This is a genomic window from Embleya sp. NPDC001921, assembly GCF_053594475.1.
In genome coordinates this window covers 24,424-46,138 of the sequence record NZ_JBSFEO010000051.1, presented here as the reverse complement: position 1 = coordinate 46,138, position 21,715 = coordinate 24,424, and the positions used below count along the sequence as shown (strand labels likewise).

The window sequence follows — 21,715 nt, the reverse complement described above, 5'->3', positions numbered from 1 at the left end:
GGGCCGCCGCCTCCGGGCGCCCGGCCCGTGCCCTCCGCAGGGGCGCACCAGGACGTGGCATCGCGCACGGCCGGGCTCCGATCCGTCGCCGCCACGAACCGGAGAGTCATGTCCGCGCCCGCCACACCCGGCCCCGCCCTGCCCGCCCGCGACGCGCTCGACGTCGAACGCGCCTACCTCGACTCCTCCCGCGCCGCGCTGCGCCGGATGCGCGAGGAGACCGAGGCGCTGGACCTGCGCGACGTCGGTGCCACCGCCGTCGCCAACGAGACCGCACAACACCTGATCGCCAAGCGGATCGTCGCGCTGGCCGACCACGCCGGCTCGCCGCTGTTCTTCGGCCGGGTCGACGGCCGGTTCGCCGACGGTGTCGAGGGCGTCGAACCGGTCGAGGTGAGCGCCGACCCGAGCAAGCCGGTCGAGTCCTTCTGGATCGGCCGCCGACACGTGCACGACGAACTCGGCGACCCGATGGTGGTGGACTGGCGCGCGCCGCTGTCCCGCGCCTTCTACCGGGCCAACCGCGCCGAGCCGCTCGGCGTCGAACTGCGCCGCCGGTTCGGCTGGACGGCGGGCGAGCTGACCGCGTTCGAGGACGAGCACCTGAGCGACCCGGACGAGGCGGACACCGCCAGCGGGATCCTCGCGGCGGAGATCGAGCGCCCGCGCGTGGGGCCGATGCGCGACATCGTCGCGACCATCCAGCCCGAGCAGGACGAGATCGTGCGCTCCGACCTGGGCCACACGCTGTGCGTGCAGGGCGCGCCCGGCACCGGGAAGACCGCCGTCGGCCTGCACCGCGTGGCCTGGCTGCTGTACGCCTACCGGGACCGCCTCGCCCGCAGCGGCACCCTGGTGGTCGGCCCGAACCGGTCCTTCCTCGACTACATCCAGCAGGTGCTGCCCGCGCTCGGCGAGATCGAGGTCGGCCAGACCACCGTCGAGGACCTGGTCACCCGCACCTCCAAGATCAAGGTCCGGGCCCTCGACGAGGCGGAGTCCGGCACGATCAAGGGCGACGCGCGGATGGCCGAGGTGCTCCGGCGCGCGGTGTGGTCGGGGCTGCGCGCGCCGACCGAGTCGGTGGCCGTGGTCCGCGACTCGCGCACCTGGCGACTGGCGGTGTACGAGGTCGAGGAGCTGGTGGCCGCGCTGCGCACGCGCGACGTGCGCTACGGCGCCGCGCGCGACATGCTCCGCCAACGGGTCGCGCACGCGCTGCTGACCAAGATGGAGGAGCGCGGCGAGTCCCCGGACGACCGGGTCCAGGACGCGGTCGCGCGCAGCCGGCCGGTCAAGGCGGCGGTGGACGCGATCTGGCCCGCGGTGGACCCGCTCAAGCTGGTGTTCCGGCTGCTGGGCGACGCCGGGTTCCGGGCCGCGTGCGCGGACGGCGTGCTGACCGCCGACGAACAGGCCGCGATCGGCTGGGCCACGCCGCCGCGCGGGGTGGGATCCGCGCGCTGGACCGTGGCCGACGCGGTGCTCGTGGACGAGACCGCCGACCTGCTCTACCGCACCGGCGGCTACGGACACGTGGTGATCGACGAGGCGCAGGACCTGTCCCCGATGCAACTGCGCGCGGTGGGCCGGCGCTGTTCCACCGGCTCGGCCACGGTGCTCGGCGACATCGCGCAGGGCACCACGCCGTGGGCCACCCCCGGCTGGGCGCAGACGCTGCACCACCTGGGGCACGAGGGGGCCAGGATCGAGGAGCTGACCCGGGGCTTCCGGGTGCCGCTCCAGATCCTGGAGTTCGCGAGCCGGCTGCTGCCGGTGATCGCGCCCGGCCTGGCGCCGGCGTCCTCGGTCCGCCAGGCGGCCGGCGCGCTGGCCCTGCGCCCGGTCGAGGCCGACGAACTGGCCGCCCGGTCCGCCGACGCGGCCCTGGAACTGCTCGCGCACGAGGGCTCGGTCGGCCTGATCTGCGCCGACGCCCGGGTGTCGGAGGTGGCCGAAGCGTTGCGCGCGACCGGCGCCGCGCACCGGGTGCTGGGGGAGGAGGGCGGCGCCGAGGAGGCCCGGATCAGCGTGGTGCCCGCGTCGCTGGCCAAGGGTCTGGAGTTCGACCACGTCGCGGTCGCCGAGCCGGCCGAGATCGTGGACGCCGAGACCCAGGGGCTGCGTCGGCTCTACGTGGTGCTCACCCGCGCGGTGTCCGCGCTGGTCGTGCTGCACGCGCGCCCGCTCCCGGAACCGCTGGCGGTACCGGTCCTGCCGCGTCGGTGACGGGCATCCAATACGAGTGAACCGCGTGTGTCGAACCGGTTGGTGGTCGGCTTCGCTCGCTCGTTCTGCCATGCTGGCCGGGTGGAACGTATCCAGGAGTCCGCGACTGTGACACTGCGGGACCAATGGGCCCGGCTCGTCGGTGAGCACGCCGAGGCGGGCGCCGTCGTCGAGAGCCTGCTGGCGCGCTATGCCGAGCCGCACCGCCGCTATCACGACACCGACCATCTGCGCACCGTGCTCGACCTGGTCGGCGAACTGGCCTACGAGGCCGACGACGCCGACGCGGTCGTGCTCGCCGCGTGGTTCCACGACGCGGTCTACGACCCGGCCCGGGCCGACAACGAGGAGCGCAGCGCGCGGCTGGCCGAGCGCGGCCTGCGCGAGGCGGGCGTGAACCCGGCGCTGGTGGCCGAGACGGTGCGTCTGGTCCGGGTGACCGCCGAGCACGCGCCCGGCGAGCACGACCACAACGCGCACGTCCTGTGCGACGCGGACCTGGCCATCCTGGCCGCCGACCGCGAGCGCTACGAGGCGTACACGGCGGCGGTCCGCGAGGAGTACGCGTTCGTCCCGGACGAGGCGTTCCGCGCCGCCCGCGCCGCCGTGCTGCGCGACCTGATGTCGCTGCCCCGACTGTTCCACACCCGCCTGGGCGCGGCACGGTACGAGGAGGCGGCCCGCTACAACATGCGCGCCGAACTGGAACGACTCGAGGGCACGATCCCGCGCCAGCAGTCCTGACCCGGCGCCGCCCGGCTCGGCACGGCGGACGCCCTAGCGCGGGCGGTACCGCTTGCGCCGGCGCAGCCCCGCCCGGGTCAGCCGGATCACCAGTTCCCGACTGGAGACCGGCTCGGCCCCGTTCGCCACCGCCCGTGCGTACAGGTCGGCCGGGACGTCGTAGTGATCGCGGTCGAACGCGCGCTCCGGCGCGCCGAGTTCGCGCGCGAACGCGTGCAGTTCGGCGTGCGAGACGTCGCTGACGAGGTGCGACCACAGCCGCCCGCGTCCGGGCCAGGCGGGGGGATCGATGAGAAGTGCCACGCGGTCGATTCTCGTATACGTCGCGATCGCGCACACTTGTGGACCATGAGCAAGGATCCGACCGACGTCGCCCTGTTGACCGCCCGCGCCCTGGTCCTGGCCGATCTGCGCACGCACGGCGTCGAGACCCCCGAGACCGTGACCGTGGTCGAGCACGCGCTGGTCGAGCGCAAGTGGTGGGTCGAGCAGTGGCCCGACGGCGCCGCGTACGTTCCCGGACTGATCGGCCAGGACGTCCAGGAGGCGCTCACCGAGCAGGGCACGGTGTGGCCGCCGTGCCCACGGCACGACGACCACCCGCTCTACCTCGAAGCCGAATTGGGCGAGGACCCGCACTGGGTCTGCGAACGCGACGCCGAGGTGATCGCCCCGCTCGGCGGCCTCGCGCCCACTCGGCCGCCGAACGAGCGCGCCGTCAACGACGCGTAGATCGGCCGGTCGCCGCCGACCGCGTACGCGCCGACCAGCCGCTCGCTCCGGGCCCGGCCCACGGTGACACCGGCGTGCGTGTGCTCCGGCGTCACCGTCACCACCTGCGCGCCGGCGGCGTCCAGCGTGTGCTCGGCGCGCCGCCGCTCCTCGGCGTCGGCGGCCCGCAGCGCCTGGGCGAGCACGTCGTACGGGTCGCCGGCCGCCGCGCCGTCGCCGCCGGGCAGGCTCAGCACGGTCCGGCTCGGCGGCGGATCGCCCACGTCGCGCGGACTGAGGCACAGCGCCTCCGCGCCGTAGCAGAACCGGATCAGCGGCTCCCACATCACCGACCAGTACGCCCGCGAGGGCGCCCGCTCGATCCCGGCGATCGCGCCGTCCAGCAGCACCACCGCGCCCACCTGCTCGTCGACGCACTCGAACTCGGCGACGAAGCGTTCGAGCTCGAGCGCGAAGTGCTTCAGGAACAGCGCCAGGTTCCCGGTCTCGGCGAGGCCGGAGGACGCGTTGAAGCGCTGCACGGCCGGCCACAACCTGCTGTAACCGTCCGCGTCCGCGCTCGCCGACGCGGCGGCGCGCAGCGCGAGCGGCAGCACGGCGAGCGACCGCGGTGCCTCGGGGATCAGTCCGGGCTGGGTCTGCTGGACGCACATCGCCGCGTCGAAGGCGAGCCGATCCGAGGGCTCGACCATGGCGGCGCGCGGCATCGCGTGGTCCTGCGCGCTCTGCTCGACGATCACCGCGAGGTGACACGGGATCAGCGCGACGTTCGGCGTGTGGTTGACGAAGGTGAGCGTGCCGTAGCCGCTCGTGCCGATCCACAGATCGGTCGGGAGCGTCACGGCGGGCGCGTCGCAGGTGTCGCCGAGCAGCGGCAACACCTGCATCCGGCCGACGCTCTGCACCCGACCCAGGGTGCAGCCGGCCAGCAGGTCGCCGATCGGCAGCGCGTCGTGGGCGAGGGTGTTCATCCGGTCACCTCCAGGTGGGCCAGGCGCAGCAGGGCGGGTACGGCGGCGGCCGGGTCGGCGACCAACATCAGCCGGCACCAGGCGAGTTCGAGGGCCTCGGGACGATGGACGGGGGCGGTGGGCAGGTCCGGCGCGTAGCCGCGCAGGCCGCCCGCCTCGGCCGCGAGCACGGGCGAGAGCTGGACCACCGGCACCGCGACGCCCAGGGTGTGCGCGGCGTCGAGCACCTGCGCGAACCGTCCGGCGGGCGCGTTCTCGTAGCCGTCGCCGATCACCACGATCAGCTCGGCGTCGGTGCGCAGCGCGGCGACCAGAGCCTCGGCCGCCGCCGTGGCGCCGGTGGGTCGCACCAGTCGGCCGTCCGGGGCGCCGCCGATCCACACGTCGTGGCACTCGCCCGCCGCCGCCCGCAGCGCGTCGCGCAGCGCGAGCACCGTGGCGATCGGCCGCAGTGGCTGATCGGTGCCGCCGCGCATCGAGGCGGACCCGTCCAGCACCAGGGCGATCCGACGGCCGGCCAGGTCGAGCCCGGCGGCGCCGGCCGCGGCCCGCCGATCCAGCGCCGCGGCGACCTCGTCGGTCATCCCGGTCGCGAACGCGTAGAGGTAGAGCCGGACCGCGTCGTAGCGGTCGAGGTCGACCTCGACCTCGACGCCCGCACGCTCGGCCTGCCGCTGCCCGGCGAGCCGCTGGCCCGCGGTCAGCCGATCGGCGGTCAGCGCCAGGACACGCGCGGGCTTCTCGTTCGGGTGGAATCGGCCGCGCAGCCCTTCGAGCGTCTCCAGCGGCAGCGCCGCGCCCGCGTCCAGGTCGGTGCGGGCGGCCCGATACGCGACCGGGAGCGGCAGCGTGTACGGGCCGTCGGCGCCGAGCACGAACGCGACGCACTCGCGGGCGACGGCGGGGTCGGCCGGGTCGGGCGCCCAGCGGTCCAGCTCGCGGGCGAGGATGCGCCGTTCCTTCGGGTCGAGTTCCGCGCCGGCGAGCCGCTTGGTCAGGATCGAGCGCAGGATGCCGCTCAGCCGCAGGCCCCACGCGTGCCGCAGTGCGGCGGCGAGCTTGTCCCGGTAGCGCACCGACCACAACTCCAGCGAGCCGGAGCCCAGGACGCTGCGCAGGATCAGTCGGCGCACCCGCGCGTTGTTGACCCGCCGCTCGGCCAGCAGCCCGAACAGCTTGAGCCGACGCGGCACGGTCAGCGCGGCGACCGCGTCGTACACGGCGGTGCCGTCCTCCTCGCGCGCGGGCGTGTCGAGCAGGTGCAGCACGCCGAGCTGCCGGCTGCGGTCGGTGGCTCCGGGGGAGCACACCAGACCCGCGTACAACCGCCGGTCCAGGGCGATCATCGCGCGGTGCGCGTCCTGCTCCAGGGCGAGCTGCTCGTCGCGGGTGTTGTAGAAGGAGGCCCGCCCGGTCGCGGCCACGGCGACGTCCAGGAAGCGGACGACGGTGGCGGCGGCCTCGGCGCGGGTCGGATTGTCGGCGCTCAGGGCGCGGGTGATCTCGGTCATCGAAAGGCTCCCCCGTGGGCACCCGGGGCAGGTCGCGGGTCCGTTGTGGTCCAAGTTTCACCGGGGTCCGAAGACCCCTCCGCCGGGACCGCTTCCAACCCATGGGAAACGGCTCTGTACGAACGCGCAGTTCCCCGGGTGCGATGGCACGCGACTCCGGGCAGGTCACGGGTCCCGGATAGGGATTCGAACCCCAAGCACCCCAAAAGCGCTTGTACGCCAAGACAGAAGGAACGCGTAGTTCCCGGAGTCGCGCTACGAGCCTACGAGCGAGGTACCGCCGGTGCCGGCGATTATTACCTCGAGGGGAAGTCCGAGGTGTCCAGTTCGATACCGAAGGGCCCGGGGATGGCGACCGATCCGCCGAAATCGACGCGCTGGATGCGCTGGTAGACCTTGCCGTCCGGCTCGGAGTACAACGTCGCCGCCGGGCCGTCCTTGTCCCACCGATCGACGAGCAGGTAGAGCGGAATCGGTCCGTGTGCGTATGCCCGCAGCTTGTCGACACGATCGGTGCCCGCGTTGCTCGGGGAGGTGATCTCGGCGACGAGAAGAACCCGATCCGCCGGAGTCGGCGTGGCGACGTCTTCCCGTGCCATCACCACCAGGTCGGGAATACACAGCCGGCCGACCGACATGATCTCCACGCCGAGATGCTGAAAGACACCGCATCCCTCGGGGGCGGCCCGACGCAGCTGCCAATGGAGGTCGTCCGCGATCAATTCATGCCTGTGTCCCGGAGGCGGCGACATCGTGATGTTCTCTCCGTCGAACTCGGCGCGCCAGCCTTCGGGCGCCTCCAATTCCTTCCACATGGTCACGATGTCGCGCCAGGCGGTGCTCACTTCGATCACGGGTGCGGTCAACTCGTCCACCTCGCCCACCTCGATCCATGTCGTACGAGAACGACGCTACGGCCGCCCGGAGACCGTTTCAGGGTAAGTCGCCACCGCCACTCGAACGAGCGAACAAGGCTCGAACACGCGGAAACGCGAAAGAGGCGGCCCCCCGAAGGGGACCGCCTCTCGCGTCGAGACCGTGCGGGTCTACCGATCCTCAGTGGATCAGAAGTCCATGCCGCCCATGTCCGGAGCGCCGCCGGCCGGGGCCGGGTTCTTCTCCGGCTTGTCGGCGATGACAGCCTCGGTGGTCAGGAACAGCGCGGCGATCGACGCGGCGTTCTGCAGCGCGGAACGGGTGACCTTCGCCGGGTCGATGATGCCCTCGGCGATGAGGTCCACGTACTCGCCGGTCGCGGCGTTGAGGCCGTGACCCGGGGTCAGGTTGCGCACCTTCTCCACAACCACGCCGCCCTCGAGGCCGGCGTTGACCGCGATCTGCTTGAGCGGGGCCTCGACGGCCAGGCGCACGATGTTCGCGCCGGTCGCCTCGTCGCCGTCCAGCTCGAGCTTGTCGAACGCGATGGTCGACGCCTGGAGCAGGGCCACGCCACCACCGGCGACGATGCCCTCCTCGACGGCGGCCTTCGCGTTGCGCACCGCGTCCTCGATGCGGTGCTTGCGCTCCTTGAGCTCGACCTCGGTCGCGGCGCCGGCCTTGATCACGGCAACGCCGCCGGCCAGCTTCGCGAGGCGCTCCTGGAGCTTCTCGCGGTCGTAGTCCGAGTCCGAGTTCTCGATCTCGGCGCGGATCTGGTTGACCCGACCCGCGACCTGGTCCGAGTCACCGGCACCGTCGACGATGGTCGTCTCGTCCTTGGTGACGACGACCTTGCGGGCGCGGCCGAGGAGTTCGAGACCCGCGGTGTCGAGCTTGAGGCCGACCTCCTCGGAGATGACCTGGCCACCGGTGAGGATGGCGATGTCGCCGAGCATGGCCTTGCGACGGTCGCCGAAGCCCGGCGCCTTGACGGCGACGGACTTGAAGGTGCCGCGGATCTTGTTGACGACGAGCGTGGCCAGGGCCTCGCCCTCGACGTCCTCGGAGATGATCATGAGCGGCTTGCCCGACTGCATGACCTTCTCCAGCAGCGGGAGGAGGTCCTTCACCGAGGTGATCTTCGAGTTGACGATGAGCACGTAGGCGTCTTCGAGGACGGCCTCCATGCGCTCCATGTCGGTCGCGAAGTACGGCGAGATGTAGCCCTTGTCGAAGCGCATGCCCTCGGTGAGCTCGAGCTCGAGACCGAAGGTGTTGCTCTCCTCGACGGTGATGACGCCTTCCTTGCCGACCTTGTCCATGGCCTCGGCGATCATCTCGCCGATCAGGGGGTCCGCGGCGGAGATCGAGGCGGTGGAGGCGATCTGCTCCTTCGTCTCGACGTCCTTGGCAAGCGCGAGAAGCTGCTCGGAGACGGCCTCGACGGCCTTCTCGATGCCACGCTTGAGGGCCATCGGGTTCGCGCCGGCGGCCACGTTGCGCAGGCCCTCGCGTACGAGCGCCTGGGCGAGGACGGTCGCGGTCGTCGTGCCGTCACCGGCGACGTCGTCCGTCTTCTTCGCGACCTCCTTGACCAGCTCCGCACCGATCTTCTCGTACGGGTCCTCGAGCTCGATCTCCTTGGCGATGCTCACACCATCGTTGGTGATGGTGGGCGCACCCCACTTCTTCTCGAGCACGACGTTGCGGCCCTTGGGGCCCAGCGTGACCTTGACGGCGTCGGCGAGCTGGTTCATCCCGCGCTCGAGGCCGCGGCGCGCTTCCTCGTTGAACGCGATGATCTTGGCCATGTGGTGAAGTCCTCCCAGAACGGGGGTGAGTGCCGGACCGCACAGGTGCCCGCGACGGACGACCCGACCACCGCGAGGATCCCTCCCTCACGGGTGCCGAGCCTCACCGGCTCGGTCCGTTTCTGTCACTCTCACATCCAGAGTGCTAACGCCAATGATTAGCACTCGGCCATGCCGAGTGCAAGCGCAACGGCCGGTCCCGACCCGTCCGCGCACACCCCCGCGCGTGTCGCACGAAGCGCGGGTCCGCGCGACCGCACGCACAACGACCGGGGCCCGGCCCCCGCATGGCGGGAAGGCCGGGCCCCGGTCACTGGTCACACCCGATACGCATCCGATCCGACCATCGGACAACAGGTCGGACGAGAGATCGGGACAGGTGTTGTGCCGCGATGTGTCGTGCAGTCCGTGGTGTGGACCGTTTCAAGCAGAGGAGCGGATGCCCCCTGGTTCAGGCGGTGACGCGGACCATGTCGGCCTGCGGCCCCTTCTGCCCCTGCGAGATCTCGAACTCGACTCGCTGCCCCTCCTCGAGCGTCCGGTACCCGTCCATCTGGATCGCGCTGTAGTGGACGAAAACGTCCGCACCACCGTCGACCGCGATGAAGCCGTACCCCTTCTCCGCGTTGAACCACTTGACGGCGCCCTGAGCCATTCCTAACTCCCCTGTTACTGGCCCTTTCACGGATACTGCACGCCGCAGCTCCGGGTTCGTATCCAGAAGGACCCGGCCTTCCGCTACGACCGCGGCTGAATGTATCCGGACGGATGCCCGGAGCAACAGGTCAATCGGACGAGAATTCCCGAGTGAATAAAGCTCGCATTCTTCGCGAACCGCCAGGAAAGCCGTATTTCAATTCGTCAGGAAAACGACTTTCGATACATATCGGATGTGATTCCGACCACGGGTTTACCGACGGGACGCCGCCAAAGCGGGGAAATGGACCCGGGTAAACACGTGTAACGCACGACCCGCCGGGGAGAGAGGAAATCCGCTGCCCGGTGCTCCGGACAGCGGATTTCTCGGTTCCGTTTCGTGATCCGTGCCGATGAAGATCGACACGGTCGGCCTATCGCGTCAGCAACCGCCGGCGACCGCCGGGATGATCGAAACGCTGCCGTTGTCGGGGATCGTGGTGGCGAGACCGTCCGCGAAGCGCACGTCCTCGTCGTTCACGTACAGATTCACAAAGCGGCGCAGCTTGCCCTCGTCGTCGAGGATGCGCGCGCGAATTCCGGTGTGGTCCTTTTCCAAGGCGTCCAGGACCTCGGCGAGGGTGCTCCCCTCGACGGACACCTCGGCCGCCCCACCCGTGTAGGTGCGCAGGATCGTCGGGATGCGAACGGAGACGCTCATGCCAGGCCGGCCTTTCGGAAGGATTCCAGAGTGGGTCGAATGGTCGCGGTGGCGCCGGTGGTCGGCGTGACCGCGTCCAACGTCTTGAGGCCGTCGCCCGTGTTGAGCACGACCGTCTCGGCGTCCGGGTCCAGCGCGCCGGACGCGAGCAGCTTGCGCAGGCAGCCGACGGTCACGCCACCGGCGGTCTCGCCGAAGATGCCCTCGGTGCGGGCCAGCAGCTTCATCGCCTCGACCACCTCGGCGTCGGTGACGTCCTCCACCGCGCCGCCGGTGCGCTTGCACACGTCCAGCACGTACGGGCCGTCGGCCGGGTTGCCGATCGCGAGCGACTTGGCGATCGTGTCCGGCCGCACCGGGCGGATCACGTCGTGGCCGGCCTTCCACGCGGCGGCCACCGGGGAGCACCCGGTGGCCTGCGCGCCGAAGATCTTGTACGGCGCGTCCTCGACCAGACCCAGCGCGATCAGCTCGCGGAAACCCTTGTCGATCTTGGTGAGCTGCGAACCGGACGCGATCGGGATGACGATCTGCTCGGGCAGCCGCCAGCCGAGCTGCTCGGCGATCTCGTACGCGAGCGTCTTGGAACCCTCGCCGTAGTACGGCCGCAGGTTGACGTTGACGAAGCCCCAGTCCTCACCGGCCGGGTCGCCGATCAGCTCCGAGCAGAACCGGTTGACCTCGTCGTAGGTGCCCTCGATGGCGACCAGCTCGCCGCCGTACACGGCCGCCGTGACGACCTTGCCGGCCTCCAGGTCGGACGGGATGAACACGCAGCTGCGCAGGCCCGCCCGGGCGGCGGCGGCACCCACCGCGCCGGCCAGGTTGCCGGTGGAGGAGCAGGAGAGGGTGGTGAAGCCGAACGTGCGCGCGGCCTCGACGGCGATCGCGACCACGCGGTCCTTGAAGGAGTGCGTCGGGTTGCCCGAGTCGTCCTTGACGTGCAGCTTCGCGATGCCCAGCTCGCGGCCCAGGTTCTCGGCGCGGACCAGCTTGGTGAAACCGGGGTTCAGGTTGGGCCGGGACGCGACGTCCGCGGACACCGGCAGGAGCGGCGCGTAGCGCCAGATGTTCTGCGGGCCGGCCTCGATCCGCTCACGCGTCACGGTGCCGAAGTCGTAGGCCACCTCGAGCGGGCCGAAACAGGACTCGCAGGCGTACTTGGGGCCCAGTTCGGTGCGTTCGCCGCACTCGCGACACGACAGCGCGACGGCCGGACCGAAGGAGGTGGAGGTGGCGCTGGTGGAACGGGTGGCGGTGGGTGTCGCCATGGCGAGGGCCTTTCTGTCCTCATCTTTACCCGTGGGGTTCCACGGGCCGGACTTGGCACCTGTCCGATCCGCCGGTGCTCGCTCGCGCCGAAAGCGCGTCACGAGGAATGACGATCGGATGGTTGCCGGGGCTTCAACGGGCCGTTCCCTCTGCCCCTCTGGATGAGCTGCTATGGCGGTGGACACACCTTCGCGAGGTGGCCGGTCCGCGTTTGTCCGGCTCGACGTGCGATCGTCGTATCCGGTGACGACGACTGTAACCGAACCGGTGCCGCGTCGATCATCCGGTCCACCTCGCGAGACGGTGGAGGGTGGCCGCGACCGAGGCCGGAACACCGGCGACGACAGGGGATTTCGAACGTGCAGCCCGAGGTGAGCGCCTGGCTTCGACGACGGTCCTCCGTCGCCGCGGACTGGCCCGTCGACAAGCTTCTTGACGCCAAACGAGACACCCGGGTCAGCGTCGTCCTGCCCGCGTTGAACGAGGCGGCGACCGTCGGGGACATCGTCAAGGTGGTTCGCACCGAGCTGATCGAGCGCGCGCCGCTGGTGGACGAGCTGGTCGTGGTCGACTCCGGATCGGTCGACGACACCTCCCGGATCGCCGCGGACGCGGGCGCGCGGGTCGTGCACCGCGACGACATCCTGCCCTCGCTCCCGGCCGTGCGCGGCAAGGGCGAGGTGTTGTGGCGCTCGCTCCTGGTCACCGACGGCGACATCGTGGCGTTCGTGGACGCCGACCTCAAGGACTTCTCGGCCGACTTCGTCACCGGGATCCTCGGTCCGCTGCTCACCGACGGCTCGGTGCACCTGGTCAAGGCGATGTACGACCGGCCGCTGGAGCTCGGCGACACGATCGTGCCCGCCGGCGGCGGCCGGGTGACCGAGTTGGTCGCGCGTCCGCTGCTCAACCTGCACTGGCCGGAACTCGCCGGTTTCGTCCAGCCGCTCGGCGGCGAGTACGCGGCCCGCCGATCGCTGCTGGAACAACTGCCCTTCCCGTGCGGATACGGCGTGGAGACCGCGATGCTCGTGGACACCCTGCGCCTGGTCGGCCTGGACGCGATGGCGCAGGTGGACGTGGGGGTGCGCCGGCACAACCACCAGGACGAGGCCGGGCTGGGCCGGATGGCGGCGGAGATACTCCAGGCCGTCGAACGCCGGCTGCGGCGCGGCCCGAACGGCGCGCATCCGGTCGAGCTGAGCACCGCGCTGACCCAGTTCGAGCGGGACGAGGGCGGTTTCCGGCTGCGGACGCACGACGTGGCGGCCCGGGAGCGGCCGCCGATGGCGACCGTGCCCGCATACCGCGCACGGACCCGCCTGGTCGAGCGCTGATCGCCGGGCGGCGCCGGCGGGCTCAGTTGCCGAGCACCTCCGCGACCTTGCGCACGGTGTTCTCCCGGGCCGCCCGCACCCGGGTCAGCGCCGCCGCCTCGCGCTCGATCGCCTGCCGCTGATACGCCACGTCGACCGCGTACCAGGTGCCCGCGACGTTGTGCTCGTCCCGGCAGGCCACCGTCGCGGTCGCCGCCGCGATCTCGCGCGCGCTCGGCACGGGCGTGTCCCAGGCCGGATCGCCGCCCGCCGCCAACGGATCGGGGTAGTCGAACCCCTTCCCCCGCATGCACGTCGACCACAGCGCGAGCACCCGCCGCACCCGAGGATCCGCGCGCGAGCGCTCGAACGACTCCACATCCAGACGGCTGGGCAGCGCCGCGCGCTCCAGCGCCGGATCCACGCCGAGGGCGAACCGCGCCTCGCCCAGGCAGCCCGGCCCCGGCCGATCGACGCCCTCGGTCGGCGCCGGCGGCACCCCGTCCGCCGCCGCGGCGCCGTACAGCGCCACCTCCAGTTCGCGGCCCAGGGCCGGTGCGCTCGGCTTGTCGCCCGCCCTCGCCGCTCCCGGCGGCCGAAAACCCCGGCCGGCCGCCTCGACCGGGTCGCCCACCCCGTACCGGCGCTCGGTGCGCGAGCGCGGCACCGGTGCGGTGTCCGCCGTCGCGGGCGTCGGATACGCCAGGCCCAGCCGGCCCAGGCAGGCCCGGATCAGCACCTGCTCGGCCGCGGTCTGCCGGGCGCGCTGCTCCGGGGTCGGCAGGTAGGCCGCGATCGGCAGGTCGAGCCGGGTCACCTCGCCCGCCGGCGGGACCGCGTCGAGCGGCGGCGGCGCGACCGACGGGTCGGCGGGGCCGGACGCCCGGGCCGCCGGGTCCGCGCGCTCGCCGCTCGCGGTGCACCCCGCCGACGCGGCGCACAACACGACGCCCAGCACCATGCCCACCAGCACCGGTCCCGGGACGCGGCGCGGGCGCGCTACTGCGCGGTCCAACTGCCCGACGCGTTGTTGTTCTTCAGCGCCGGATCGAGATTGGCCGTGGACTTCGGACCGATCTCCTGCATCGGGCCCTGATAGTTGCTGCCGTAGTAGATCCGCAGGATGTGCGTCGGATCGTTGTTCCACACCGACGCCGCGTTGTTCTTGACCGCCGTCCACGCGCCGCTGCTGCCGTCCGGGGACGGCATGAAGCGGTACCCCGCGTAGTTGGCCACGTTGTACCGGTGATCGAAACGCGCGCCCTTGGCGTTCGAGTTGTAGTACAGACACGCGTCGCCGTCGTTGCACGCGCCGTCGCCCTCGGCGACCGCCGGTGCCGCGCCGCTCGCCAGGATCAACGCGGCGGCCACGGCGCCCGCGGCCAGGCCACGATTGCTGCCCATTCCCGATTCCCCCTTGCCCCGTCGCCCTTTTTCGGACCCCGTCCAACGAGCGGGTCCGCCGGTCGAGTCCCCGGTCGGACCCGGGCGAGGTGGGCCCGACGAGTCAAGAGAAAGCACACCCCCGCTACTCCCGGTAGTGACATGCGCACGTGATACTCGCCACACCGTTCGAGCCCGGGGCGCGATCGGGTCGGGTTTGCGCACCGGGAAGCGTGGCTAGGGTCGGGGCATGAGTGCTCCCCCTCCCGCCGGTGTCCTGGTCGCCTCGAATCGCGGTCCCGTGTCCTTCTCGCTGGAGGACGACGGCACGCTGTCGGTCAGTCGTGGCGGCGGCGGACTCGTGTCCGGGCTGTCCACCGCGGGCCAGGGGACCGGCGCGGTGTGGGTGTGCTCGGCGCTGGGCGAGGCCGATCGCACCGCGACCCGGGCCGCCCCCTCGGGCCGGCTGGATCTGGCCGGTCACGACACCGGTGGCCTGGCCGTACGGATGCTGGACATCGATCCGGGCACCTTCGCGCGGGCCTACAACGCCATAGCGAATTCGACCCTGTGGTTCGTCCACCACCTGCTCTACGACACCCCGTCCAAGCCGGTCTTCGACGCGCGCTTTCGCAAGGAGTGGGCCTCCTACGAGGCGTACAACCAGGCCTTCGCCGAGGCACTGGCCGACGAGGCGGCCGAGGGCGCGAAGGTGGTCGTGCAGGACTACCACCTGACCCTGGTGCCGGTGCTGCTCCGCCGGCTGCGTCCGGACCTGCGGATCGGGCACTTCTCGCACACCCCGTGGGCGCCGCCGGACTACTTCCGGCTGCTTCCCGACGACATCGCGCGGTTCGTCCTGGAGGGCGTGCTCGGCGCCGACCACGCGGGCTTCCTGACCCGGCGCTGGGCGCTCGCGTTCCTGGACTGCTGCGCGGACGTGCTCGGCGCGGTGGTGGACCGGGACGCGATGACCGTCACGCACGCGGGCCACGTGACCGAGATCGGTGTGCACGGCCTGGGCGCGGACGCCGACTTCCTGCGCGAGCGGGCCTCCCGGGCCGACGTGGACACCCGGCTCGCCGGACTGCGCGAGGCGGTGGGCGATCGCCGGGTGATCGTCCGGGTGGACCGCACCGAACTGTCCAAGAACATCGTTCGCGGCCTGCTGGCGTATCGCGAACTGCTGCGCACCCGGCCGGAATGGCTCGGCCGGGTGGTGCACGTCGCGTTCGCCTACCCCTCGCGGCACGACCTGCCGGAGTACCGCGAGTACACCGCCGCGGTGCAGCGGGTGGCCAAGGAGATCGACGACGAGTTCGGCACCGGCGACTGGCAGCCGCTGATCCTGCACGTCAACGACGACTTCCCGCGCTCGCTCGCGGCGTACCGACTGGCCGACGTCGCCTTGGTGAACCCGATCCGGGACGGGATGAACCTGGTCGCCAAGGAGGTGCCGGTGGTCTCGCTGCTGGACGAGGCGCACGGGGGCTGCGCGCTGGTGCTCTCGCGCGAGGCGGGCGCGTTCGAGGAGCTGGGCGAGGACTCGATCGTGGTCAACCCGTTCGACGTGTCGCAGACCACCGAGGCGCTGCACACGGCGCTCACGATGGAGCCCGCCGAGCGGCTGCGACGCACCAAGCGGCTGGCCGCGGCGGCGGTCGCGCTGAACCCGCAGCAGTGGTTCCTGGAGCAGTTGGACGCGCTCGGCAAGTAGCCGCGACCGGCGAACCGCCCTCGAACGCCGGTCCGGCCGGCGTTCGAGGGCGGGTGCTCAGGCCGAGGCGGGCGCGGTGGCGCGGCGGCGCCGGGTGGTCACCACCGCGACCGTGCCGGCGGCGACCAGGGCGACGCCGGCGACACTCGCGCCGACCAGGCCGGCGGGCCCGGTGAGCGGCAGGCTGCCGCCGCCGGACTTGCCCGCGCCGCCGGTCGAGCCGCTCGTCGCCGCGCCGCCGGTCGACCCGCTCGTCCCGCCGCCGGTGCTCGCCGAACCGGTCGAGCCGGTGCCCGAGGTGCCGGCGGTGGTGGTGCCGGTCGTGCTGCCCGCCCCCGCCGTCGTGCCGGATCCGGCCGTGGTCGAGCCGCCCTTGAAGGAGACCTTCACGAACGCGTCCTGGCTGCGGTCGGGGGAGCCGTGCGCGGCCATGGTCAGCACGTAGCACTCCGTCTTGAGGCAGTCGACGTCCTTGCCCGCGCCGTTCTTGTACGAGGCCCTGACGTCGGTGAGGGTGACGGAGAACGTGCCGTCCGGGTTGATCCCGTCCGCGCCGTACGCCTTGAGCCACTTCGAGGCGCCGTAGTTGCCCGCGTTGGTGGTCCAGTCGGCCTCCTTGGGGCCGAACACGACGTAGATCCCGTTGCCGCTGCCCGCCACGTAGCCGGAGCCCTTGACCGTGACCGACGCGCCCGCCGGTTCCAGGCCGGTGCTCGGCGTGACGGTCAGCTTGGCGCCGCCGGCCGCCGCCCGCGGGGCGGCCTGCGGGGCCCGGGCCTGCTCGGCCGCCGCCCGCGGTGCGGTGCGCGGCGACTTGGGGGCGCCGGCCGGCGCCTGCGCGGCGAAGGTCACCGCGACCTTCGCAGTCGGCCCGCCCTCGGCGCCGACCCGGACCTCGAACGCCGGTGCGTCCGGGGCGAATCCGGTGCCCACCCGCAGCGGTGTGGCGACGATGCCCCGCGCGTCGGCGGCGAGCGTACGGCTGCCCGCCCGGTCGGCGGTGTCGCCGCCGTAGAGGGCGACGGTGACCCGCGCGCCGGGGGCGAAGCCGCGGCCGACGACGGTGATCTCGTCGCCGGCCGCGGCCAGTTCGGTGCCGCGCGACGCGGTGACGGTGGGTGCGGCCGGGGTCTCGGCGCGGGTGTCGCCGGGGGTGGCGTCGGCGAGGGCGCCGGGGGCGGCGGCCAGTACGCCGGCGCCGGCCAGGCCGAGCGCGGCGGCGGCGGTCGCGGCGCGACGGACGCGGTGCGAGGTGTACATGTGAACTCCTAATGGGGTCGGGGCGGCGACGCGACGGCGGGCGGTCAGCCGGTCGGGTCGGCGGTGACTTCGGTGGGGGTGCCGGCGGTGTTCGGCGCGGCGGCATCCCGCGCGGCGGCGGTCCGGCGCCGCCGGCGACGCGGCACGGTCACCACGTAGGCGATCAGCGCGCCGAGCAGCAGCGTGAGCGCGGCCAGCAGCAGCCACGGCGGCGCCCACACGCTGGTCGACTTCGCGGTCGCGGTCGCCGGGTTGCCGGTGACCTCGACGTCCGCGGTGAGTCGACCGGCCGGGAAGACACCGGTGAATCGCTGGACCACCTCGTGTGTCGCGCCGGGCAGCAACTCGGGCAGGGCGGCGCGGGCGGGTCCGCCCAGTCGCCATCCGCCGAGCCCGGTGACGGTGGTCTCGGCGCTCGCCGAGGTGCGCACGTTGCCGGTGTTGCGGATCCGGTAGCGCACGATCGCCTCGCCGCCGCCGAACATCGCGATCGGGTTGTCGTAGGACAGCCGCAGGTCCTCGATCGCCAGGCGCGGCACGGCGGGGCCGTCCACCCGCAGGTACACGCGCGCGCCGACCCGCCGGTCGACGTCGAAGCGCTGCTGTCCGGGGCCGGTCGCCTCGGCCTTGATCGAGGCGACGATGGCACCGGTGTGGTCGCCGGGGCTCGCGTCCGCCGGGACGGTCAGCCGGAACGGGATGTCCGCGCGCTTGCCCGGCGCGATCGTGTACGTCTCGGCGTCGAAGCCGATCCACGCGCCGACGTCCTTGGGCCGCTCGGCGGCGGTCAGCAGGGTCATCCCGCCGTCGGCGGCGAGCACGGCGTCGGTGGCGTACACGCGCAGGGTCAGCGGCTTGTCGCCGAAGTTGGACACGCTGACCACGTCGACCAGGGTCTGTCCGGGCCCGGCGGTCAGCACGAAGTGGTCGCGCCCGCCCGCCGGTTGCACGCCCCAGGTGAACTCGTCGGCGGCCCGGGCGGGCGCCGCGAGCGCGATCGGCGGCAACACGGTGGCGAACAGGACGCACAACAGTCGAACTGCGGCGGCACGCATGCGGGGCTCCTTTTTTGGGCGGCTTCGCCGCCGGCTCGCGAGGCGCCGCTTTTCTGCTCCCCCGCTTCGCTCCTCCGCAGAAAAGCGGCGCCTCGCTCGGGGTCGGGTGTCCCTCCGCTTCGCTGCGGGTCACCCGACCCGAACTTGCGGCTCCGCCGCTCTCCGCGCTTCGCGCGTCGATCGCTGTGATGGGGCCGGGTCGGGGGCGCTGACGCGCCGTGGGGGTGGGGCGGGCTCGGCAGCCGAGACGGTGCCGGCCGGTGTGCTTCGGGGGCGGAGTGGGTCTTCGATCCCGGGCCGGGTGGGGGGGCGCTGACGCGCCGTGGGGGTGGGGCGGCCTCGGCAGCCGAGACGGTGCCGGCCGGTGTGCTTCGGGGGGCGGAGTGGGTCTTCGATCCCGGGCCGGGTGGGGGGCGCTGACGCGCCGTGGGGGTGGGGCGGCCTCGGCAGCCGAGACGGTGCCGGCCGGTGTGCTTCGGGGGGCGGAGTGGGTCTTCGATCCCGGGTCGGGCTTGGTGGCGGGAGGGCGGCGGGGAGATCGACGGGCGGAGGTCGTGCGTCGGGCTCCTCGGAGAAGCATTCGTACGGTGGGGTCGGGTGGGTGATTCTTTGGGGCGGCGAGGTGAGCGCGGCCGGAGAGCCCGAGGGGCGCATGCCGGGTGTCGTGGTGCTCGGCGGGGGATGGTGGGCCCCTGGACGGCGCGCTCGGGGCCATCCCCCGACGCGTCGGCGTCGGGGGATGGCCGTCGGCGGCGAGTCGGGGGAGCCCCGGTCCGGATCCGGGTCAGATGAGCGTCAGCGTCAAGGTGCCGGTGTAGGTGCCGGGCACGGTGATGCCCGGGATGCCGAGCTTGAGGTCGCCGCCGCACTCGAACGAACCGGCGCTCGCGCCGGCCGCCGACGAGCACAGCGTGCGCGGCCGGCCCAGACCGGCGCCGGGCTCGGCCTTGCCACCCGCGGTGACCTGCGGCGTGGCGCCGCCGGTGGGCAGCGAACCGGTGACCGACTTCGCGGTGGGTGTCCAGCCGAGGTTGTCGCCGACGATCCGGCCGCCGGCGGCGGTCAGGTCACTGGCCTGACCGGTCAGCGTCCAGCCCGCGTTGGTGCCGCGCGCGTCGGAGACGGTGAGCGGGTTCAGCGCGCCGCCGGTGAAGGCGTCCTTGCCGTTGAGGGTGACGCCCGGGAGCGCGACGTCGGTGCCGCCGACGCCCAGGGTCAGCGGGCCGCCCTGCACGTCGGTGGTGATCACCTGGTAGCCGGTGCCGGGACCCGGCGGGACCGTCACGGGCTTGAACGCGACCGGGAGGAAGGTGTCCTGGGTGCGGTCGGGCGAGCCGTGCGCGGCGAAGGTGACCACGTTGCACGTGGTGACGGAGCAGTCGTACTCGACGCCGCTCGCGTTCTTGTACTTGGCCTTCATGCCGTCCAGCGTCAGCGAGAAGCTGCCGTCGGCGTTCAGCTTGGCCTGGCTCGACGACCCGGACGGGTTGGTGCGCACCCACTTGGTCGCCTGGTACGGCGCCGGGTTGGTGTTCCAGTCGGCGCCCTTGGGGCCGAACGCGACGTAGATGCCGTTGCCGCCGTCGCGGACCGGGTCGAACCCGGTGCCGGTGACCGTGAACGTCTGTCCGGCCGGGTCGGCCCCGGTGGCCGGGGTCACCGCGAGCTTGGGCGCCTGCACCGGCGTGGTGCTCTTGAACGCGACCGGCGTGAAGGTGTCCTGGCTGCGGTCGGTCATGCCGGCGCCGTGCGCGGCGAAGGTGACGACCCGACACTCCTGCTTGAGGCAGTCCACCTCCTTGCCGTTGCCGTCGGTGTACTTGGCCTTGACCTCGAGCGTGGTCGTGAAGGCCCCGTCGGCGGTCATCTTGCTGCCCGCGACCCACGCCTGGGCGCTGTAGGCACCCGCGTTGGTGAAGTAGTCGTCGATCTTGGGACCGAACAGGACGTAGACCCCGTTGCCGGAATTGCGCACCTTGTCGAAGCCCGTGCCGGCGACCGTGATCGTGGCGCCGTCGGGGTTGACGTCGATGTTGGGCGACACGGTCACGGACGGGGTCGTGGCGGCCTGCGCGGGCGACGCCAGGCTCACGCCGGCCATCGCCAGCGCGGCGGTCGCGCCCATCGCACCGAAGCGGATCAAGCGGTTCGCGGGCTGGGGCCGCGCTCCGTTCGTCATCCTTGGCTCCTCCATCTGGCAGTGTGCACAGGGCGACGCCCGGACCTATTAGCGGTAGGTCCGGGCGCCGCCCTGCGCAGAGGAGGTAAGGCTAACCTAATTAACGGCATCGTAAAGAGCGGGTGCGGCGCTCCGGCAGCGGAGTGCGTCACACCCGAACGAGGCCCGAGCGCCCGTTGTGTGCCCTCGCCTACGTGGTGATCCGATCCGGCAATTCGGCTGCCTACGCGGCGAGCTGACGCCGATTCAGCCGCCACAGCAGATACAGCGACGCGGCGATCGCGGCGATCCGCACCATCGCGGGCAGCAGTTCGCCGTACCGGTCCCACGCCTGATCACTGGTCAGGTCCACGCCCATGTGCCCGGTGGCCCGCATCCACATCCCGATCGCGAACGCCAGCGCGGTCGCGCCGGGGACGTAGAACGCGGCGAACCGCCGCTCCTTGAGCGACCACGCGCCCGCCGTGAAGACCACCAGGAGACCGAGCACCACCACCGCCGTCGAGGCCACGATCGCGCCGATCGCCATCAGCGCGATCGCGAACACCTCGCGCACCTGCGTGCGCAGCGCGCCCGGCCCGAACACGCCCAGCACCGGCGTGGGTTCGGTCAGCGACTCCTCGTCGTCCCAGGTCGCCGACGTGTCGGAGACCACGCCGATCGGATACGCCGGCGCGTGCAGCGAACCGTCGCCGTACACGTCGGGGCCCGGCCGCTCCGGCGTGCCGCCCTCCGGCGGGGTCCGCCACCACAGCGGCTCCTCCTCGGGATCCGCGAGCGGCACCGGCTTGGTCGCGGCGGTGCCGCCGGCGGCGGTCTCGGCGAGCGTGGGCGGACCGCCCGACGCCGCGGCCTCGGGCGAGGCCCGGGGCGGGGGCGGGCTCGGCTGCGGCCGGGACGGATCCAGCACCGCCGGAATCGGCGTCGCGTCCGCACGAAAGCCCATCTGCCGGGCCACCGTCGCGTAGCGCGAACCGCGCATCGACATCGCGCCGACACCGTCGTCGGCCCCGGCGCTGCGCAGGTCGCCGAGCCGATACAACTCGTGGCCCACCACCGTCTCGGGGCTGCCGAGCCGATCCAGGATGGCCTGCACGGTGCCGGGGGTGTGCGCGTTCAACCGCTCGCGTTCGCTGTTGATCTGGCTGCGCAGGCGCTCCACCATTCGGGCCCGGTCGGCAGGCCGGAGCCTGCGCTGGGCGGCGTCGCCGACCTCGCCCAGGTACTGCAGAACCAGGTGATCGCTCTCGAAGTTCACGCCCCCACCCCACCCCCGCCGAGGGATCGTCGAATCGGCAC

The 21,715-nt window shown here is 72.5% G+C and carries 18 protein-coding genes, 1 pseudogene and 1 riboswitch; of the genes and pseudogenes, 5 read left to right on the top strand and 14 right to left on the bottom strand.

The features are described from left to right. Window positions 1–108 precede the first annotated feature (108 nt). Window positions 109–2,229 carry a HelD family protein gene (locus tag ACWCPW_RS41615; protein ID WP_449766820.1) on the top strand — a complete coding sequence of 707 codons (2,121 nt, stop codon included), beginning with the start codon at window positions 109–111 and terminating at the stop codon, window positions 2,227–2,229. Between the two features lie 81 nt (window positions 2,230–2,310). Then, window positions 2,311–2,973 (top strand): HD domain-containing protein, encoded by a 663-nt coding sequence (locus tag ACWCPW_RS41610; protein ID WP_449766819.1) that lies wholly within the window; start codon window positions 2,311–2,313, stop codon window positions 2,971–2,973. A gap of 33 nt (window positions 2,974–3,006) precedes the next feature. On the opposite strand, the gene ACWCPW_RS41605 is transcribed toward ACWCPW_RS41610, so the two are convergent. Beyond that, window positions 3,007–3,276 (bottom strand): DUF4031 domain-containing protein, encoded by a 270-nt coding sequence (locus ACWCPW_RS41605; RefSeq protein WP_395874554.1) that lies wholly within the window; start codon window positions 3,274–3,276, stop codon window positions 3,007–3,009. Window positions 3,277–3,321: 45 nt separating this feature from the next. Here ACWCPW_RS41605 and ACWCPW_RS41600 point away from each other — a divergent pair, with 45 nt between their 5' ends. Then, window positions 3,322–3,705 (top strand): hypothetical protein, encoded by a 384-nt coding sequence (locus ACWCPW_RS41600; protein ID WP_449766818.1) that lies wholly within the window; start codon window positions 3,322–3,324, stop codon window positions 3,703–3,705. A 254-nt stretch (window positions 3,706–3,959) separates the two neighbouring features. On the opposite strand, the pseudogene ACWCPW_RS41595 reads toward ACWCPW_RS41600, so the two are convergent. From ACWCPW_RS41595 to thrC, 7 genes and pseudogenes are all read right to left on the bottom strand, one after another. Next, window positions 3,960–4,676 (bottom strand): annotated as a pseudogene (locus ACWCPW_RS41595) (ARPP-1 family domain-containing protein); the annotation flags it as partial. Continuing rightward, complete coding sequence (locus ACWCPW_RS41590) at window positions 4,673–6,187, bottom strand: hypothetical protein (protein ID WP_449766817.1); 1,515 nt, start codon at window positions 6,185–6,187, stop codon at window positions 4,673–4,675. The gene ACWCPW_RS41590 and the pseudogene ACWCPW_RS41595, both read right to left, overlap by 4 nt. Window positions 6,188–6,483: 296 nt before the next feature. After that, window positions 6,484–7,062: a Uma2 family endonuclease gene (locus ACWCPW_RS41585; protein ID WP_406297204.1), complete on the bottom strand. Its 579-nt coding sequence runs from the start codon at window positions 7,060–7,062 to the stop codon at window positions 6,484–6,486. A gap of 189 nt (window positions 7,063–7,251) precedes the next feature. Continuing rightward, a complete protein-coding gene (groL, locus tag ACWCPW_RS41580) occupies window positions 7,252–8,877 on the bottom strand; it encodes a chaperonin GroEL (protein ID WP_020557825.1) in 1,626 nt (541 codons plus the stop codon). A gap of 451 nt (window positions 8,878–9,328) precedes the next feature. Continuing rightward, window positions 9,329–9,532: a cold-shock protein gene (locus ACWCPW_RS41575; protein ID WP_020557826.1), complete on the bottom strand. Its 204-nt coding sequence runs from the start codon at window positions 9,530–9,532 to the stop codon at window positions 9,329–9,331. A 423-nt stretch (window positions 9,533–9,955) separates the two neighbouring features. Further along, window positions 9,956–10,234, bottom strand: coding sequence for a ubiquitin-like small modifier protein 1 (locus tag ACWCPW_RS41570; protein WP_395874544.1), 279 nt, complete (start codon window positions 10,232–10,234; stop codon window positions 9,956–9,958). Continuing rightward, on the bottom strand, window positions 10,231–11,505 hold the full coding sequence (thrC, locus tag ACWCPW_RS41565) for a threonine synthase (RefSeq protein WP_406297202.1): 1,275 nt from the start codon (window positions 11,503–11,505) through the stop codon (window positions 10,231–10,233). Before thrC ends, ACWCPW_RS41570 begins: the two co-directional genes overlap by 4 nt. Window positions 11,506–11,521: 16 nt before the next feature. Beyond that, window positions 11,522–11,674: riboswitch (SAM riboswitch) on the bottom strand. A 191-nt stretch (window positions 11,675–11,865) separates the two neighbouring features. On the opposite strand from thrC, the gene ACWCPW_RS41560 reads away from it, so the two are divergent. Beyond that, a complete protein-coding gene (locus ACWCPW_RS41560) occupies window positions 11,866–12,843 on the top strand; it encodes a glucosyl-3-phosphoglycerate synthase (RefSeq protein WP_449766816.1) in 978 nt (325 codons plus the stop codon). A gap of 22 nt (window positions 12,844–12,865) precedes the next feature. Here the strand turns inward: ACWCPW_RS41560 and ACWCPW_RS41555 are convergent, their stop codons facing one another. Together ACWCPW_RS41555 and ACWCPW_RS41550 are read right to left on the bottom strand one after the other, a co-directional pair. Then, entirely contained in the window at window positions 12,866–13,837 is a 972-nt protein-coding gene (locus ACWCPW_RS41555; RefSeq protein ID WP_449766815.1) for a hypothetical protein, read from the bottom strand. Continuing rightward, entirely contained in the window at window positions 13,822–14,226 is a 405-nt protein-coding gene (locus ACWCPW_RS41550; protein ID WP_449766814.1) for a peptidase inhibitor family I36 protein, read from the bottom strand. Before ACWCPW_RS41550 ends, ACWCPW_RS41555 begins: the two co-directional genes overlap by 16 nt. 229 nt (window positions 14,227–14,455) lie before the next feature. Here ACWCPW_RS41550 and ACWCPW_RS41545 point away from each other — a divergent pair, with 229 nt between their 5' ends. Next, a complete protein-coding gene (locus ACWCPW_RS41545; protein ID WP_449766813.1) occupies window positions 14,456–15,922 on the top strand; it encodes an alpha,alpha-trehalose-phosphate synthase (UDP-forming) in 1,467 nt (488 codons plus the stop codon). Window positions 15,923–15,979: 57 nt separating this feature from the next. Here the strand turns inward: ACWCPW_RS41545 and ACWCPW_RS41540 are convergent, their stop codons facing one another. The 4 genes from ACWCPW_RS41540 to ACWCPW_RS41525 form a co-directional block, all read right to left on the bottom strand. After that, window positions 15,980–17,182 (bottom strand): hypothetical protein, encoded by a 1,203-nt coding sequence (locus ACWCPW_RS41540; RefSeq protein WP_449766812.1) that lies wholly within the window; start codon window positions 17,180–17,182, stop codon window positions 15,980–15,982. A 44-nt stretch (window positions 17,183–17,226) separates the two neighbouring features. Then, on the bottom strand, window positions 17,227–18,237 hold the full coding sequence (locus ACWCPW_RS41535) for a WxL protein peptidoglycan domain-containing protein (protein WP_449766811.1): 1,011 nt from the start codon (window positions 18,235–18,237) through the stop codon (window positions 17,227–17,229). 784 nt (window positions 18,238–19,021) lie between these two features. Beyond that, a complete protein-coding gene (locus ACWCPW_RS41530) occupies window positions 19,022–20,416 on the bottom strand; it encodes a hypothetical protein (RefSeq protein ID WP_449766810.1) in 1,395 nt (464 codons plus the stop codon). Window positions 20,417–20,639: 223 nt separating this feature from the next. Next, entirely contained in the window at window positions 20,640–21,674 is a 1,035-nt protein-coding gene (locus tag ACWCPW_RS41525) for a hypothetical protein (RefSeq protein ID WP_449766809.1), read from the bottom strand. Window positions 21,675–21,715 lie beyond the last annotated feature (41 nt).